General features: G+C 70.8%; 12 protein-coding genes. 6 read left to right on the top strand and 6 right to left on the bottom strand.

Annotated elements, in window-relative coordinates; all coding sequences use genetic code 11:
- Positions 1-123 precede the first annotated feature (123 nt).
- Both eccB and V6U90_RS29945 read left to right on the top strand, forming a co-directional pair.
- Positions 124-1566 (top strand): type VII secretion protein EccB, encoded by a 1443-nt coding sequence (gene eccB / locus V6U90_RS29950; RefSeq protein ID WP_334443830.1) that lies wholly within the window; start codon positions 124-126, stop codon positions 1564-1566.
- Complete coding sequence (locus V6U90_RS29945) at positions 1563-2213, top strand: response regulator transcription factor (RefSeq protein ID WP_334443826.1); 651 nt, start codon at positions 1563-1565, stop codon at positions 2211-2213. Before eccB ends, V6U90_RS29945 begins: the two co-directional genes overlap by 4 nt.
- Positions 2214-2255: 42 nt before the next feature.
- Here the strand turns inward: V6U90_RS29945 and V6U90_RS29940 are convergent, their stop codons facing one another.
- From V6U90_RS29940 to V6U90_RS29915, 6 genes are all read right to left on the bottom strand, one after another.
- Positions 2256-2900: a hypothetical protein gene (locus V6U90_RS29940; RefSeq protein WP_334443823.1), complete on the bottom strand. Its 645-nt coding sequence runs from the start codon at positions 2898-2900 to the stop codon at positions 2256-2258.
- The gene (locus tag V6U90_RS29935) at positions 2897-5272 is read right to left on the bottom strand and encodes an FHA domain-containing protein (RefSeq protein WP_334443821.1); all 2376 of its coding nucleotides are present in this window, start codon (positions 5270-5272) and stop codon (positions 2897-2899) included. Before V6U90_RS29935 ends, V6U90_RS29940 begins: the two co-directional genes overlap by 4 nt.
- 22 nt (positions 5273-5294) lie before the next feature.
- Positions 5295-7109 carry a serine/threonine-protein kinase gene (locus V6U90_RS29930; RefSeq protein ID WP_334443818.1) on the bottom strand — a complete coding sequence of 605 codons (1815 nt, stop codon included), beginning with the start codon at positions 7107-7109 and terminating at the stop codon, positions 5295-5297.
- A 262-nt stretch (positions 7110-7371) separates the two neighbouring features.
- Positions 7372-9306: a family 43 glycosylhydrolase gene (locus V6U90_RS29925; RefSeq protein WP_334443816.1), complete on the bottom strand. Its 1935-nt coding sequence runs from the start codon at positions 9304-9306 to the stop codon at positions 7372-7374.
- 170 nt (positions 9307-9476) lie between these two features.
- Positions 9477-9869, bottom strand: coding sequence for a hypothetical protein (locus tag V6U90_RS29920; protein ID WP_334443814.1), 393 nt, complete (start codon positions 9867-9869; stop codon positions 9477-9479).
- 130 nt (positions 9870-9999) lie between these two features.
- A complete protein-coding gene (locus V6U90_RS29915; protein WP_442933694.1) occupies positions 10000-11328 on the bottom strand; it encodes an MFS transporter in 1329 nt (442 codons plus the stop codon).
- Positions 11329-11452: 124 nt separating this feature from the next.
- On the opposite strand from V6U90_RS29915, the gene V6U90_RS29910 reads away from it, so the two are divergent.
- The 4 genes from V6U90_RS29910 (at position 11453) to V6U90_RS29895 (ending at position 16880) form a co-directional block, all read left to right on the top strand.
- Positions 11453-12394: a LysR family transcriptional regulator gene (locus V6U90_RS29910; RefSeq protein WP_334443811.1), complete on the top strand. Its 942-nt coding sequence runs from the start codon at positions 11453-11455 to the stop codon at positions 12392-12394.
- 337 nt (positions 12395-12731) lie between these two features.
- Positions 12732-14867 carry an MMPL family transporter gene (locus V6U90_RS29905; protein WP_334443809.1) on the top strand — a complete coding sequence of 712 codons (2136 nt, stop codon included), beginning with the start codon at positions 12732-12734 and terminating at the stop codon, positions 14865-14867.
- A 151-nt stretch (positions 14868-15018) separates the two neighbouring features.
- Positions 15019-16251 (top strand): sensor histidine kinase, encoded by a 1233-nt coding sequence (locus V6U90_RS29900; RefSeq protein WP_334443832.1) that lies wholly within the window; start codon positions 15019-15021, stop codon positions 16249-16251.
- A complete protein-coding gene (locus tag V6U90_RS29895; protein ID WP_334443807.1) occupies positions 16239-16880 on the top strand; it encodes a response regulator transcription factor in 642 nt (213 codons plus the stop codon). The genes V6U90_RS29900 and V6U90_RS29895 overlap by 13 nt, the downstream gene beginning before the upstream one ends.
- Positions 16881-16986 lie beyond the last annotated feature (106 nt).

Below are 16986 nucleotides of genomic sequence, written 5' to 3'. Positions count from 1 at the left end.
ACAAGGCCACCACCAGCATCGACATCCTCACCACCGGCCCTTGACGAACCAGCCACGCCCCTAACTGAACGGCGTTGGTTCTAGTGCACCGGACGTGCACCGCACCATGGCGGGAACGAACTAATGTGGACACAGCGCGACCAACTACAGGCGTACCAGTTCCTGCGGCGCCGGCTCGTCTCGGCGCTACAGGTCGGTGACGCCAACCACCCGGTGTCGCCGAGCCGCCGTCTGGTCATCGGATGTGCGCTCGGCGCAGCGGTCGCCCTGCTGGTGACCGCCGGCTTCGGTGTGTACGGGTTTCTGCGGCCCGGCTCGAACACCGACTGGCGCAAGCCCGGCCAGGTGGTGATCGACAAGGACACCGGAGCGGCGTACGTGATGGGCGCCGACGGGCTGCTCCACCCGATGCTCAACTACGCCTCCGCGCGGCTGCTCGCGGGCGGTAACGGCACCGCCACCAGCCGGGTGTCGAGCAAGTCGCTGACGGGCGCGCCGCGCGGCGTCCCGCTCGGGATACCCGGCGCGCCGTCGTCGTTGCCGGCCCGGGACCGGCTGTTGACCGGGCCGTTCACCGTCTGTGCGCAGAGCGCCGACGGCAGGCCCGCAGGCACTCCGCCAGTCACCACGGCGCTGGTCGGGATTCCGCCGGTGGGCGCCGAGGTGAACGCGGCGACGGCGTTACTGGTAGTCGGCCCGGACGGCACCGCGCACGCGTTGGTGGCCGGGCGCCGGCACCGGATCGCCGACCCGGCCACGGCGGTTGCCCTCGGCTACGACGCGGTACGCCCGCTGCCGGTCAGCGCGGCCTGGCTGAACGCGGTGCTCGCCGGCCCGGACCTGCGACTGATCACGGTGGCCGGGGTGGGTGCCGCCGGGCCCCGGGTCGGTGACCAGAGCACCCGGGTCGGTCAGGTGCTCGCCGCCACGACCGTCGGCACCGAGCCCCGCTACTACCTGGTCCACGCCGACGGGCTGCTGGCGATCGGACAGACCGAGGCGGCGCTGGTGCTCGGCAATCCGGCGAACCGGGCGGCCTACCCGGGTGGCGCGGCGCGCGAGGTTCCGGTGACACCGGCCGACGTGGCGCAGTCGCCGTCGGTGGCCGGTACCGCCGCCGACTATTCGGCCAGACTCGCCCCGCCGGCCGAGGTGCCCCGGGAAGGGGCTGCGGTGTGTGCGACGGTGGACGGCGACCGGCCGGTTGTCCGGCTGGGAGCCGGCACCGGTGTGCCGGCCGGGGCGGCACCGATAGCAGCCGGTGGCGGTTCGCGAGCCGACATGGTGTTCGTACCGGCCGGCCGGGCTGCGGTGGTACGTGAGCGACCGACACCGCAGGCCGTCCTCGGCGCCGTCTTCCTCCTCACCGACCAGGGCGTGCGGTATCCGGTACCGGACGGCGACGCGCTCAAGGCGCTCGGGTACGGGACGGTTCGGCCCACGCCGGTGCCACCGACCGTGTTGGCGCTGTTCCCCGTCGGCCCGGCGCTGGACCCGGCCGCCGCCCAGCGGCCCGCCGCCCCGGGCGTCACCAACCCGACCACCGGCGCGGGGGAGACCCGGTGACCGGCGTGCCGACGATCGAGGTGTCCGTGGTGGAGGACCACCCCCTCTACCGGGCCGCGCTGGTCCGCGCGCTCGGAGACGCGCCGGATGTCCAGGTTGGGGTGACCGCCAAGTCGGTGGAGGAGTTCGCGGCGTACCGGCAGCCCGGCGGCGGAGTGGTGATCCTCGACTTGCGGCTGCCGGGGGTACGTGACGCGGCGGCGGTGGTCGCGGTCACCGGGATGGGCCACCGGGTGCTGGTGGTGTCCGCGCACGGTGACCAGTCCGACGTGCTCGGGGCGATCGCCGCCGGGGCCCGCGGCTACCTGACCAAGGACGCCGACGCCGACGAGATCCTCCGGGCGGTACGGGAGATCGCCGCCGGCAACACCTATGTGTCGCCGACCCTGGCCTCGATCCTGCTGGACTCGTCCCGGGGACGGCAGCCGCTGTACCGGGTGCCGTTGTCCGACCGGGAACGTCAGGTGCTGTCGCTGCTGGCAGCTGGCGAACGGGACCAGGACATCGCGGAGGCGTTGGCGATCAGTGTCCGTACCGTCCGATCCCACCTCGACCGGATCCGGGAAAAGACAGGACGTCGTCGGCGGCCGGAGCTGACCCGGCTGGCGATCGAGGAAGGTATCGCCGCACCTGCGCAGGGCCGCTGACGGTCCCGCCCAGGTCCGCGTCGCGATCCAGCCCGAGCCGGTTCAGGGCTGGCCGGGCACGACCTCCCCGGTGATGGCACGGGAGCGCTGCGCGACGGCTGCGCTTATCGGTGCGAGCGCCGGAAGGTGCATGCCCTGCGGGCCGAAAATCAGCCAGGCGGTCGCGACCGCGTACCACGGCGCCGCCGGGCCATGCAGCATCAGCGGAACGCCTTCCTGGTAGCGGAGGATGAACGACCACTGGGTCAGGTCGGCGGTGAGTTCCACTACGCCGTTGTGCCAGAAGCTCAGCAGGTTGCCCTGGTAGTCGCCGAGCAGCCGCTCGTTGGTCAGAATCATCCGCACCTGTGCCTGGTCCCGCCACTGCGCCGCCGCCATTGCCTGGGCGCGGCTGCGGGCACTGGCGTTGCTGATGGCGTCACCCGCCATGCCGGCGAGCACGAAGCTCGTCGAGCCGAACCAGAGGTGGCTGCTCTCCCGGTACTGCACGGCGGTGCCGTAGAAGCGTGCGTAACCCAGCACCGTGTCGCCGAAGACCGTCTCGTTCTGGCTCAGCCGCAGTCCGCTGGGCGGCAGGGCGACCAACTGGCCACCGCGCGCCAGGTGTTCGTACAGCTGGCACGCGCTGCTCCAGCCGTCGCGCAGAACGGCCTCGAGGGCGGCGGCAGAATCCTTGCGTCGGCTCACGTGCGGTTCCTCCGGCTCTCCAGTGCGGGCTCGTGGCGGCGTAGTGCCCACCGCACCGCCACGGTCAGCAGTACGGTCTGGCCGGCCAGGACGGCCATCGCCCAGCTCCAGGCGCCGGTGGTATGCGCCCAGAGCGCGTCCGGCGTGGGCTTCAACATTATTGCGCGCAGGTCCACCGTGGCGGCTGCGGCGGCGTATCCCCAGCGGGCCGGGGCCAGCCAGGAGAGCTGTTCGATGCCGGCGCGCTCGACCACGGCGAACAGCCCGCCGCAGAGCACGAGCTGCGCCATCACGAGCCCGACCAGCACCGGCATCGTCTGCTCGCTCGTGGACACGTACACACTGACCAGCAGCCCCAGCACGGTGGCGGCCAGCATGGTCAGCCAGACGACCACAATCAGCTCCACCAGCGGCACGCCCAGCACGAGCGCCTCGGGTGGCACCGGCCGGCCCCACAAGCCCAGCATGACGAACAGCGCCGCCTGGAACGCATTCAGTACGGCGAACACGACCAGCTTCGCGCTCAGGTAGGCGCCGGGCGCCATGCCCACCGCCCGCTCCCGGCGGTAGATGGCGCCCTCCCCGACGAACTCCCGGATGCCGCCGGCCAGGCCGATGAAGATCGCGCCGGTGATCAGGATGACCAGCAGTTCGGTGGCCTCGGTGCTGCGCCCGGGCGGTTGTGCGGGCAGCCCGAGACCGTCGGAACCGGGGACCACATGCAGCAGGACGGCGAGACCCACCGGCAGGCCGAGGGAGAGCGCCGCGTACAACCGGTCGGCGAGGGTGACGGCGACCGTGCGGCGGGTGAGGATCGCCATCTGCCGCCACCAGCCCTGGCGCGGCGGCGGCGCGGCGGCCACCGCCCGCTCGGCCGGCGGTGCGGCCTTGGCCGGCGGGTGGGTGGCCGCGAACCGGGCGGCCCAGACGTCCGGCTCGGCGGCGACCGCGGTGAACACGTCGGCGTACTCGTCCGCCCCGAAGAAGTCGAGCAGTTCGTCCGGCGGGCCGAAGTAGGCGACTTTGCCGCCGCGGGCGAGTACCAGCACCCGGTCGCACACGCTCAGGTGCAGCGGGCTGTGCGTCACCACGACGACGGTCCGGCCGCGATCGGCCAGGTCGCGCAGGCCGTGCATCACGTCGCGGTCCAGCGCCGGGTCCAGCCCGGAGGTCGGCTCGTCGAGGAAGAGTAGTGAGGGCTCGGTGAGCAGCTCCAGCGCTACCGAGGTGCGCTTGCGCTGTCCACCGGAGAGCGTGTCGATGCGCTGATCGGCGTGCGCGGTGAGGGCGAGCTGGCCGAGCACCTCGTCGATGCGCTGGTCCCGCTCCGCAGGCGTCACATCGGCGCCGAAGCGCAGCCCGGCCGCGTAGCGCAACGCACGGCGTACGGTCAGCTGGCGGTGCAGGATGTCGTCCTGCGGCACCAGGCCGATGCGGTGCCGCAGGTCGGCGTACTCGGCGTAGAGGTCGCGATCCTGGTAGCGCACCGTGCCTTCCTGCGCCGGGCGGTTGCCGGTCAGCGCCCCCAGCAGCGTCGACTTGCCGGCGCCGCTCGGGCCGACCACCGCGAGCAGACTGCACTCGTCCAGCTCGAACGAGACCTCCGAAAGCAGCTTGCGCCCGCCGACCATGACGCAGAGACCTTCGGCGCGCAACGACACCCGGCCGGCGTCGACGTAGTCGTGCAGTGCGGCGCCGTCGAACACCATCTGGTGGTGCCCGAACGAGAGGAGGTCCCCACCGGACAGCACCGCCTGCTCGACCTGTCGCCCATTGACGTACGTGCCGTTGCGCGTACCCAGGTCGATGACGCGGAATCCGGCACCATCCCGGACAAGGTCGGCGTGGTAGCGGGAGACCAGCAGGTCGTCGAGGACGATGTCGTTGTCCGGCGCCCGCCCGATCCGGATCCGATCCGCGGTCGGATAGCTGGCCGAGGGAATCCGACCCAGCGCGAATCGTGCCCCGGATGGTGGCTCGGCACCGGGTACGAACCTGCTCGACCGCACTTCGGTCGACACGCCCGGCTGCGCCGGGCCGGTCACCGTCGGCGGGGCAGCGGGAAGCCCTTCCGGGCGGAAGGTGAGCACGGGACCGTCGACGGCGTTGCCGAGCCGCACCGCACAGGCGACCGTGATCTCCAGCTCGTGTACCTGACGGCCGTTGACGAACGTGCCGTTCCGGCTGGCGAGGTCACGCAGGCGCCACCGCCCGGCCCGGTAGGTGAGCTCCAGGTGCTCGCGGGAGGCCCGGGAGTCGTCCACAACGATCGGACAGAGCGGATCACGACCGATTCGCAACGGCCCGCCGGCCGCCGTGACCCGACGCTCCCCGTCCTCGCCGGGTACGCCGACCAGTAACGCGGCGCTCACGCCACCACCGGTCCTGGGGCGGTCACCGGCTCGCCTTGGGTTTCGGCAGCCGCTTGGCCATCGACGTCGCCATCTTGATCAGGTCGCTCTGGTAGCTGCCACCTTGGTAGTCGTTCTGGATCGCGACCTGGAAGACCGTCTGACCCGAGCGTACGAAGATCATCGCGTAGATGCCGCTGGAGCCGCCGACGGTGATCCCGAACGACTCCTGACCCAGCTTCGGCACCGTGAACGGCCGCCATCCACACCGCTCGGCCGACGTGCGGACGGCATCGAGGAACGGGTCGGCCGCGTTGCCGTAGAAGCCGGCGACCGCCGAGCCGAGGTACGGGTACTGGCCGGTGGACACCCAGTAGCCGTTGCTGCTGTGCGCCCCGATCGCATCACCGCGAACGTTGCCGCCTGAACAGAGCGCAAGCTTGGCCAGACCCTTGTGCAGCGCGTTGCCGGTGGTGCTCGTCTTGACCGAGTCACGGTCTTCGAGCTTCATCGCGGACACGACATCGGCCACCGACAGCAACACCGGCTCCAGTGCGGTCACCTCCGGCGGCGGGGAGGCACGGTCGATGCTGGGGGTCGGACTCGGATTGAGGGCGCCGGGCAGGTTGCCCTGGACAAGGTTCCACATCGACGGTACGCAGCAGGCGGCGACGAAAAGCGCCGCCACGATTCCGATGACCAACGGAACTTTGGACTTCTTCCGGGGCAGGCCGGGCGCCCCGGGGAAGCCTGGCGGTCCCGAATTGGGCGGCAGCGGGTAGTCCGACGGCCCCGGAGCCCCCGACGGCCGTCTGCCGGGCGGCAGCGGGTAGCCCGGCAGTGGGGAGCCGGGTGGTCCGGAGGCGGGCGGCAGCGGGGAGCCCGGCGGCGACGGGTAGCCGGGCGGCCCGGAGGTGGGTGGCAGCGGGAAGTTGGACGGCCCGGAGGTGGGCGGCGGCGGAGACGGGTGCGGTGCCCCGCCGATCGACGTCTCCGGCGGTGCGCTGTGCAGCGCGTTGACCCAGACCGCTGCGGCGGCCGGCCGACGCTCGGCGGTCGCCGCGACCATCGACAGGATCCCGCGGATCACCCGGTCCTGCCCTGGGCCGAGCGACGCGGTGAGCCGCTGGGTCATGCCGTTGAGGTCACCGGGCACCACCACGTCGCCGGTCAGGGCATAGTAGACGGTCGCGCCGAGGGCGTAGCGGTCCGTGGCCGGGGTGTACTCGCCCCGCGCCAGGGACTCCGGTGCCATGAACGGCGCCGTGCCGTACACCCGGGCGGTACCGCTGGTGCTGCGCAGCCGGACCAGGCCGAAGTCGACCAGGTAGGCCCGCCCGCTGCCGGAGACCAGGATGTTGGCCGGTTTGATGTCCCGGTGCAGTACCGGTATGCCGTCGGTGTCCTGGCCACTGTGCAGGTAGTCGATGGCCTCGGCGATCGGCGCAAGCGGCCTGAGGATGTCCAACCCGCGTACCTCGCCGCTCTCCAGCATCTCCTGGAGGCTGCGGCCTTCGATCCACTTCATCACGAAGTACAGTCGCGGCGCGGTGTCCATGGCGGCCTCTCCGGCCGGATGCGGCGACGGGCCGACGAAGACCTCCCTCACCTTCACCAGCGCCGGGTGTTCGAGTTGGGTCGCCAGCGCCGCCTGTAGCCGGAGACCCTCCAGGCCGCGGTCGGTCTGGTCCTCCGCTGGTACCCGGAGGATCTTCACCGCGTACGAGAACGCCACGTCTCCGTGGTGCTCTCGAGCCCGCCAGACCTCGCCCTCGCCACCAGCAGCGCGCCGCTCGATCAGCTCATACCGGTTTGGCGCGTCCGGCGGTCCCACGTAGCTGTACTGCGTATCCGACACGGCGATCATCCTGCCAGCGCCATACCGACGAATCCAAAACCGTGCCCATTTCGCAAGCCTTCACTCCTGCACCGGGTCACCCGCGCTCGCCGCGAGCCTCCATCTGGGACAGTTCTGGCTCAACCCGCGACGGGGGCGGCCGGGCGGCAAGCAGGTCGGGAATCGTCGGCCGGTACCTGGATCCGCCCGACCGGGCCTATGTCTGGTGCGTGGACCAGGCGTCGCGGATCCGGGCGCTGACCGTTCGCTTGACCGACCCGGATCACGGCGCTATCTGCCCGCCCGGCCAGGCTGTCACCGTCGTACCCAGATGGGTTTGCAGGCCGCCTCCGGCCGACCGGCTGAACAGGTGCTGCTCGTTACGGAAGGCGATGCCGATGGGGTCGTTGGTGAGGGACCCACCGAGGCTTTGCGCCCGTACCGGTGCCCCTGGCTGCCACCAGAGGTGCCACAGCGCCCCGTCGACGCCCCGGCCGTACACGTGCTGCGTCTGCCCGTGCCGGAACGCGTAGGGTGCCCCGGCCAGGTTGCCGCCCCAGTTGTCGGTGCGGATCTGCCAGTCGCCGTGGTCGAAGAGGCGGTGCTCCACGCTGCCGTTCGCGGTGCGGTAGAAGACGTGCTGCTGCCGTCCGAAGGCGAATCCCGTGGGGTCGGAGTGAACGGTGCCGACTGCGCCCCAGTTGTCCAGGGCGGGCAGGTTGTTGGGAATGCCCGGGTACCAGTAGTAGTGCCGCAGTGAGTTGTCGGTGCCGCGCGCGAAGACGTGCTGTTCGTCGCCGAAGGTGTAGGCGGTGGGGGTGCCAATGAGGCTTCCGCCCCAGTTGTCGCGGCGCACGGTGCCGTTGGGCTCCTGCCACCAGTGTTCGAGGGTGCCGTTGGGGGCGCGGCCGAAGACGTGCTTCTGGCCGTTCGGGGTGACCATGCCGGCAGGGTCGCCGGCCAGTCCCGCGCCCCAGTCCTCCGAGCGTACGCCGATGCCGGGAGTCCACCAGAAGTGCCGGAGCCGACCGTCCGGGGTGCGGGCGAAGGCATGCTGCTCGGGGCCAGACAGGAATCCGGTGGGTCGGCCGGCGATGGGACCACCCCACGTGTCGTGCTGTAGTGCGCCGCTGGGCTGCTGCCACCAGTGGCCGAGGTTGCCGTCGGAGGTGCGGTCGAAGTACTGCTTCTCATCGCCCGCGACGTAGCCACGTGCCGATCCCGGGTCGTGGCTGGACCACGGGTCGCCGGAGGGGGCGGCGGGCAGGACGCCCAGCGCGAGCGGGCGGCCAAAGTTGGGCGTGCCGTCGGCGTTCCACGTGAACTTCTGCGCCCGGGTCGTCCGGCCGTCGTAGGTGTACCCGGAGGTGGTCTTGCCGTGGTAGACGATCCAGTCCTCGGTGCCGTCGGGGGACTTGAAGAAGCCGTTGTGCCCCGGCCCGAACACGCCTGCGGCATCGTTGCGCCAGAACACGGGGCCGGGGTGTTGCACCCAGTTGCCGGGTACCAGTGGATCGAGACCGTCGGCGATGGACTTCATCCACAACTGGTAGTCGGGCTTGCCCGTGTCGCACGAGGAGTAGACCAGGAACATCCGGCCCGGGCCGCGCAGCCCGACCGCGCCCTCGCGTACCTCCGTGCAGCCGCCGCTGGCGGGCAGCGCAACCCGGGCGCCGGTGGTTGACCACGGGGTGTTCATGGCCTGCAGGTAGATCTGAGCGGGGCCGCCCATGCCGCGTCCGGGGCCGCTCCACGCGAAGTAGCGGCGGCCGTTGTGGACGAAGGGTTCGCCATCGATGGCGTATTCGCCGTGGTCGGCGATACGGGCCTTGAAGTGGTACGGGCCCATCGGGTCGTCGCCGGCGGACTCGATCACGTACATGCGGTGGTTGGCGTCGACGCCGTCGCTCGCGGTGTAGTAGATGTACCAGCGCCCGTCGAACCGGTACAGGCCAGGCGCCCAGACCTGCTTGTTGCGGCTGGGGTCGGGATCGCGGAAGACGGTCGTCTCGGGGGTGCTGGCGAGGCCGGCGAGGGTAGGGGAGCGCCAGATGCCGATCCGGTCGCCGAGGGTGGTGGCCAGGTAGTAGTTACCGTCGAAGTAGGTCAGCGTAGGGTCCGCGCTGCCGTTCAGGGGATTGCGGAAGGTGGTACCCGCGTAGGCGGGGGACTCGGCTAGGAGGGCGACGCATACCACGAGCGCCAGCAACTGCTTCATGTAGGGACTATGCGACATCCTGCCACGGATGCGGAAGCGCTACCGCGATATTCTTTGATGTTTCGGCGGTGTTGCCGCCGCCGAGGTCGACGCTTCCGCGGCGGCGAGGACATCGGGTCAGGAACTGCCGGTCATGGTCGGGCATCCACAGACCAAGCGCGGGCTGATGGCTACTCCACCGGCGTCGACCTGGTGTGGATCACGCCGGGGTGAGATGGCACCTCGACGCCCGCCGCGATGAATGGCTCGACCAGTACCTCGTAGTGCTCGACCGAGAGTTTCGACCTTTTGAGGATCGCGCGCGCGGCAATGACGGTCGCACTCTTGGCGTCCGAGTGCAGCCCCACCCGGTACCTGTTGAGCTCGTCCGCGCGCGGCAGCAGCGTCGACCGTACCGCATGATCCAACGTGGAGTCCTCAGCGGCCGACGGCTTCGTCGCCCGGCTCGCCTCACGCCCGCCCGACTGCCACGACGTCACCGATCGGTCGAACACGTCCGCGAGCATCGCTGGCGGAAGCTGTCCGGCCTGCTCGATGAACCGTTCGGTCGCCGCGTCGATCATCGTATTCCTCCGAAGTGATCCGCTCGCGGATCGGTCATCATAGCGAACACAGTCGCCGACGCAGCCAGCTCCGACCAGGTGGTGAACCCGACCCCGTCAGATAGCCCGGCAGCCCGACATCGCTGCCCCGTCATTGGTCCACGACACCGGTAGGCAAACCCTGCGGTCGATCAGTGTGTGCCCGTGCCGGCGGGCACAGCCGAGCAACACCCCCAACGGTCACCGGCGGCTGTACGGGCTCGCCGGCCGGTCGTTGCGCGTCGGCGCGGCGCGGGAGTAGCAACGGTGTCGCCAGGAGCAGCACGCCGGCGACACCGATCGCGATGCGGGCGTCGGTGACGGTGGCCAGGACGCCCCACAACGCGGTCAGCGCAGCGATCGTCCCGGTGCTGGTCACGTTCCAGGCGACCAGCACGCGGCCGACCCACTCAGCGGGCACCCGCTCCAGGCGCTCGGTCGCGAACAGCGGGTTGAACACACCCATGCAGATGATCAGCCCCAGCTCGACCCCGATCACCATGACCACGCCGATGACGCCGGGCATCACGAAGAAAAGGCCGACCGGCCACAGCGCGCGCAGCACACCCGAGACCAGCAGCACGCGGCGGCGCCCGTAGCGGGCTTGCAGGCGCGGGGCGAACTGGGCGCCGATGAAGCCGCCGATGCAGGGCAGGCCGAACGCGAGCCCGTACTGCCAGGCCGGCCAGCCCAGGTCGCTCAGGAGCAGCACGGCCAGCAACGGCTCGGTCGCCATGATCAGCGCGTTGACGGTCACGGTGTTCAAAAACAGCGGACGCAGCTCGCGATCGGCCAGGATGAACCGCCACCCGTTCAGTAGGGCTGTGGTACGCACCCGCGTCGTGGCCTCCCGTGCGGGCCTCGGCTCGCGTGCACGGATCGCGCCGATCCCCAGGGCGGACAGCAGGAACCCGACGGCGTTGGCGATCACGGTGACCACGGGACCCAGGAGGCTGATGGCCGCACCGCCCAGGGTCGGGCCAACGGCGGTAGCGGTCCAGGTGGTCGACTCGAAGCGCCCGTTGGCGACCAGCAGTTGGTCCGGTCGCACGATCGACTTGAGGTAGGCGCCGCTGGCGGAGATGAACGCGATGTTCGCCGCCGCCCCGATCACGGCGACGACGAGCAGTTGGGAATAGGTCAGCAGTCCGACGGCGTAGGTGGCCGGGATGCTCAGGAGAGCAGTGAACCGGATGACGTCCGTGGCGATCATGACCGGCTTCTTGCGCTGCCGCTCGACCCACGGACCCAGAGGCAGCGCCAACACCGCACCCACCGCCAGTCCCGCAGCGGCCAGCGCGGAGACCGCCGCCGGACCGGCGTCGAGCACCTGGAGCGCGATCAGCGGGAACGCCCCGAACCCCAACCAGGTACCCACGGTGCTGGCCGTGAAGGCCGACCACAACCACCCGAACGAGCGCCCCAACCGCTGCCGCACCATGCTCATCCCTCCGTCACAACCGATCGTTGACGGCGAGGATTCGACCAGGCCCGGCTGCTTGTGATCCAACAACGGCAACCCGGGCGAGCCACAACCACTGTTTGTGCGACCGTAGGATCCGGGCGTGGACATCGAGGCCGTACGCACCTTCGTCGCCGTCGCCGACGCGGGGCAGTTTCAGGAAGCCGCCGTCGATCTGCACATCACGCAACAGGCCGTCTCCAAGCGCGTGGCCAACCTCGAACGCAGCCTCAACGTCACCCTCTTCGCGCGAACCGCCCGCGGTGCCCGGCTCACCCTCAACGGACAGGCATTCCTCCCGCACGCCCGCGCGCTCCTTCAAGCAGCCGAACGTGCCGCCGCTTCCGTCCGGCCCGGAGAGCGCGCACTGCGCGTCGACGTGCTGAACCGGCGCATCGCGCCGGCCGTCGCGCTGCGGGACTTCTACCAGACCCAACCGGGCACCGAGCTGGACGTCGTCACTCTCTCAGACGCCAACGTCGACGCCGCGATCGAAGCCGTCCGCGCCGGCGAGATCGACGCGACCTTCCGCGCCGTGTCCACCGGCGCCCGCAACCTGCCCGACGGCATCGTCGCCGAACGCGTCCTGGACGACCCTCTTCAGCTGCTGGTGGGCGCGTCCCACCCGCTCGCCGGCGCCCGGTCCCTGACCCCTACCGATCTTTCCGGGCACCGCATCTGGATACCGGGCATCAAGCAGGGCACCGAGTGGGCCGCCTACTACGACGAACTCACCGAGGCGTTCGACCTGCGGATCGACGCGATCGGCCCCAACTTCGGCACCGAAGCTCTGCTCGACGCCATCGCCGACTCCGCCGACCTGGGAACTCTCGTGGGCACCACAGACCGCTACATCTGGCCGGCCACCCACAGCCTGCGCCGCATCCCGGTCACCAACCCGACGCCGGTCTACCCGCACTCGTTCGTGCACGACACGGGAAACCCACACCCCACGCTCATCGCGCTCCGGCGGCACCTCGCGGCATCCCGGCCGGTTGCTCCGGCCGAGGTCTGGGTACCGAGTTGGGCACGTCGAGGCGCCTGACGCGGACGGCGCGGCGCCTGGTCTCTGCGCGGCCCGCTGGTACCACTACCGCGCCGACAATGCCGACGATGGCCGGTATACGCCCTCGTTTGGCCGACCCGCATCGACGCCTGCCGGCCGCAGCAGGGGTCCTCGACCTGGGCTGCGGCTGCGGCGGGCCGGTCGCTCGCTTCCTCGCGAACGCCGTCGCTGGGACCTCGGCCAACCCGGCGGATGGTGGTGCTGGCACCACCCCGAACAGGCGTCCGCGCACCATCGATTGCGTACCCGTACGCCCATAGCGTCATCACAAGCCGGTGCCGACGGCACGGGCTCACGATGCGAAGGGAGCACGCGAGTGTTCGAACGATGGGGGTCAGCCGTTGTTCGCCGTCCGGTCCGGGTGATCGTCGCCTGGCTGGTGGCGGTCATGGCGCTGGGCGGTGCCAGCTTCGCCGTTCTGGGGGTGGATGGCCCGGCGGCGGTCATGGGCGGCAACCAGGCGGACTTCCTGCCCGGCAGCTACGAGTCGGCCAAGGCGGCCAAAACCGCCGAGCGGGCGTTCCCGACGCCGGACGATGTGGGCGCAACTGCGGTGCTCGTGCTGTCCCGCGCCGACGGGACGGCGCTGACCCCTGCTGATCAGACCCGGACGGCGAGGGTGGTGGAGGCGCTCGACGCGGCCCGGATCACCGGCGTGAAGACGGTGGTGACGTCGCCGCAGGCGTTCTCCCCGAACGGCAGGGTGCAGTTGGCGCAGGTGTCGTTCAGCGCGGCGGCCCACCACGAGCAGACCCTGGCCGCGGTCAGCAAGCTGCGTACAAAGACCGAGGACCTGGTGCGGGGCACCGGGCTGGATGCCGGCTACACCGGGGAGGCCGCCGCTGCCAAGGACACCGAAATCCTCGACATCCTGGTCAGCGTCGGCATGCTCGTCATGATCGTCGTCCTGCTCGTCGTCATCTTCCGGAGCCCGTGGATCGCGCTGCTCAACGTGCTGATCATCGCGATGGTCGGGCAGGGTGTGATGGCACTGCTCGCCCTGGGCGCGAAGGCGTCCGGTGTCATGCTCGACGGCTCGGTCACCGGGCTGCTGCCGATCGTGCTGTTCGGTGTCGGCACCGACTACGTGGTGTTCCTGCTGTTCCGCTACCGGGAGCGGTTGCGCCTCGGCGAGGACCGTAGGACCGCCATGGTGTCCGCGCTCAGCCGGGTCGGCGAGGCCATCGCGGTCTCCGCGCTCGCCGTCGCCGTCTCCTTCGGCGCGCTGCTGCTGTCCGGGCTCGGCTCGTTCCGGGTTCTCGGGCCGGCGCTCGCGCTCGCCGTACTCGTCATGGTCCTCGCCGGGCTGACCCTGATCCCGGCGGTGTTCTCGCTGCTCGGCCACCGTGCCTTCTGGCCGTCGAAGAAGTGGCGGGAGGAGCCGGGTAACGGGCTCGCCGCCCGGACCGGAATCATGGTGGCCCGCCGGCCGGCCCTCGTCGCGCTCGCCTCGATCGCCGTCCTGACGGCGCTCGGTGCCGGCGCCCTCAACTACCGGGCCAGTTACGACCTGGGCTCGATGCCGGCCGGTACCGAGTCGGCCCGCGCCCTGGACCAGCTCCGTTCCGGCTTCCCGGCGGGCACCCTGAGCCCGACGTCGATCTACCTGACCGGGCCGGGGCTCACCGAGGCACGTGCCACCGCGTACGCGCAGCAGCTCACCGACGTGCCGATCGTCGGTGGCGTCGGCGGGGTGCAGGTCAACGGAGACGTCGCCCGGATCGATCTCCTGTTGTCGGCCGACCCGCTTGGCGAGAAGGCGATGGACCAGGTCGAACGTGACCTTCGGCCGGCTGCGCACGCCGCCGCACCCGCCGGGCTGACCGCGTACGTCGGCGGCGAAACCTCGACGTTCGTCGACGTACGCGCGGTGGTCGCCGACGACATGAAGGTGATCTTCCCGGCCGCCGGCGTGCTGATCGGTGTCGTGCTCCTGCTGATGCTGCGTGGCCTGCTCGCGCCGATCTACCTGATGGGTGCGGTGGTCGGCGGGTTCGTCGCCACGCTGGGCGCCTCGGTGCTGGCGTTCCAGACCATCGGTGGTGAACCGGGGCTGACGTTCACGCTGCCGCTGATCGTCTACATGTTCGTCGCCTCGATCGGTACCGACTACAACATTCTGATCATCGCCCGGGTCCGTGAGGAACTGCGGGCCGGACGCTCCCAACGCGAGGCCGTCGCACTCGCGCTGCGCCACGCCGGTCCGCCGGTCGCGGCCGCCGGGGTGATCCTCGCCGCGTCCTTCGCCGCGCTGCTCGTCTCCGCGACGCTGGCGCAGGTCGGCTTCGCCGTGGCGGTCGGGGTGCTGCTGTCCACGTTCGTGCTGTCCTGGCTGCTGGTGCCAGCGTTGACCGCGCTGCTGGGCCGGGGCGCATTCTGGCCGGTGCGGGTACGCCCACCGGCCCGACCGGTGCCGACCGCCCAGCCGGAGCGTGCGCCCGAACTGGTGTAACCCGTCCGGTTCTGGCGGGACGTGCGGCGGGCGCCCGGTCACCTGGGCGTGCCCGCCGCCGGCCACCCCGTCGAGGCGCAGGTGTGACACCGGCCCCTGACCAGCGCAGTCGGCTCGTCGATGGTCCCGTGCCAAGGGAGAATTCGTGGCGATGAAGCAGATGATCCAGCGTGCATGGCACGAGCAGCGACACCTGCTGGTCAGTCTCAGGCTGGCCGTGGTGTGTCTGGCGCTGTTCGTGTCGACCCTGGTCACCCTGAGCCTCACCGGTGGGCTCGGCCTGCCGCTCTACGTCGAGGTGATGCGCCGGGGCCGGTGGGTCACGGACCGGCAACGCCGTCGCGCCGGTGCCGTACTCGGCGAGCCGATCCCGTCGCCGTACCGGCCGCCGCTGCCGAAGGGCCTGGCGGAGCGGACCCGGATGATCCTCACCGACCGGGCTACCTGGCGGGACCTCGGGTGGATGTTCGGCCAGATGGCGATCGGGCTGGTCTTCGGCATCCTCGGGCCTGCGCTGTGGCTGGCCGCAGCGTTCGGCCTGCTCATGCCGGTGGTACGGGCGGCGCTGCCACCGGAGATCGTGTTCCAGTTCAACGGTCTCACCGTCGACGGTCAGCCGGCCGCCTGGATGGCCGTGCCGGTCGGCGCCGGGTATCTGGTCATCGGCTACCTGGCGCCCCGGTACCTGATCCGGGCCGAGGCACGGTTCGCCCGGTGGCTGCTCGCGCCGACCGCCGCAGCCCGCCTGTCGGCGCGGGTCGAGCAGCTCACCGAGACACGGGCCGAAGCGGTCGACGCGTCCGCCGCCGAGCTGCGCCGTATCGAACGCGACCTGCACGACGGCGCTCAGGCCCGGCTCGTCGCGTTGAGCATGAACCTGGGCATGGCCGAGGACCTGTTCGACAGTGATCCGGCGACCGCCCGGGCGATGCTCGCCGACGCCCGAGCCGGGGCACACGCCGCGATGAGCGAGTTGCGTGACCTGGTACGGGGCATCCACCCGCCACTGCTCGCCGACCGGGGTCTGCCCGGTGCGGTGCAGGCGCTCGCCCTGGCCAGCCCGATTCCGGTCGACCTTGATTCGCGGCTCACCCGTCGGCTTGCCGCGCCGGTGGAGTCCGCCGCCTACTTCGTGATGGCCGAGGCGCTGACCAACGCGATCAAGCACAGCGGGGCGCAGCGGGTCGCGATCCAGGTGGTCGACGACGGGCCGCGGTTGCGGCTGCGGGTACGCGACGACGGTCGGGGCGGCGCTGATCCGCAGGGCGGTACCGGCCTGCGCGGCATCGAGCGCCGGTTGGCCGCCTTCGACGGCACGGTCCGGATCAGCAGCCCGCCCGGTGGTCCCACCGAGATCGATGTGGAGTTGCCGTGCGAGTCGTGATCGCGGAGGATCTGGTACTGCTGCGGGACGGTCTGGTCCGCATGCTGACCGCGTACGGCTTTGAGGTGGTCGCGGCCGTCGACGACGGTATCGGCCTCGCCGAGACGCTGGTGGCGGCCCGTCCGGATGTGGCGGTGATCGACGTACGGCTGCCGCCGACCTGCACAGACGAGGGGATACGCGCCGCGCTCGCTGCGCGCCGGTCCGTGCCGGGACTGCCGGTGCTGATCCTCTCCCAGTACGTCGAGCAGGTTTACGCCCGGGAACTGCTTTCCGACCGGACGGGCGGGATCGGCTATCTGCTCAAGGACCGGGTGGGGGAGGTCCGCGAGTTCGTTGAGGCGGTGCGCCGGGTCGCCGGTGGGGGCACGGTGATGGACCCGGAGGTGGTGGCGCAGTTGCTGAACGGTGGCCGGTTGACACAGCTCACCGAACTGACCCCGCGCGAGCGGGAGGTGCTTGCGGTGATGGCCGAGGGACGGTCCAACGCTGCCATTGCCGCCCGTCTGGTGATCACTGAGAAGGCGGTGAGCAAGCACATCAACAACATCTTCGCCAAGCTCGACCTGCCGCCCTCCGATGACGACCACCGGCGGGTGCTGGCCGTGCTGACGTACCTCGGCAGCTAGCGGTAATACCCAGCACCGTTGACCCGGCTGACCGGTACCGCTGAGCCTCGATCCACCGATGAATGTCGGGTCGGCGGGACCCCGGAGATAGAAAGTGCCCTCTGAG

The organism is Micromonospora sp. CPCC 206060, assembly GCF_036906895.1.
Classification (GTDB): Bacteria; Actinomycetota; Actinomycetes; order Mycobacteriales; family Micromonosporaceae; genus Micromonospora.
The sequence above is the reverse complement of the archived record's forward strand: the minus strand, read 5'-3'. Positions and strand labels throughout refer to the sequence as shown.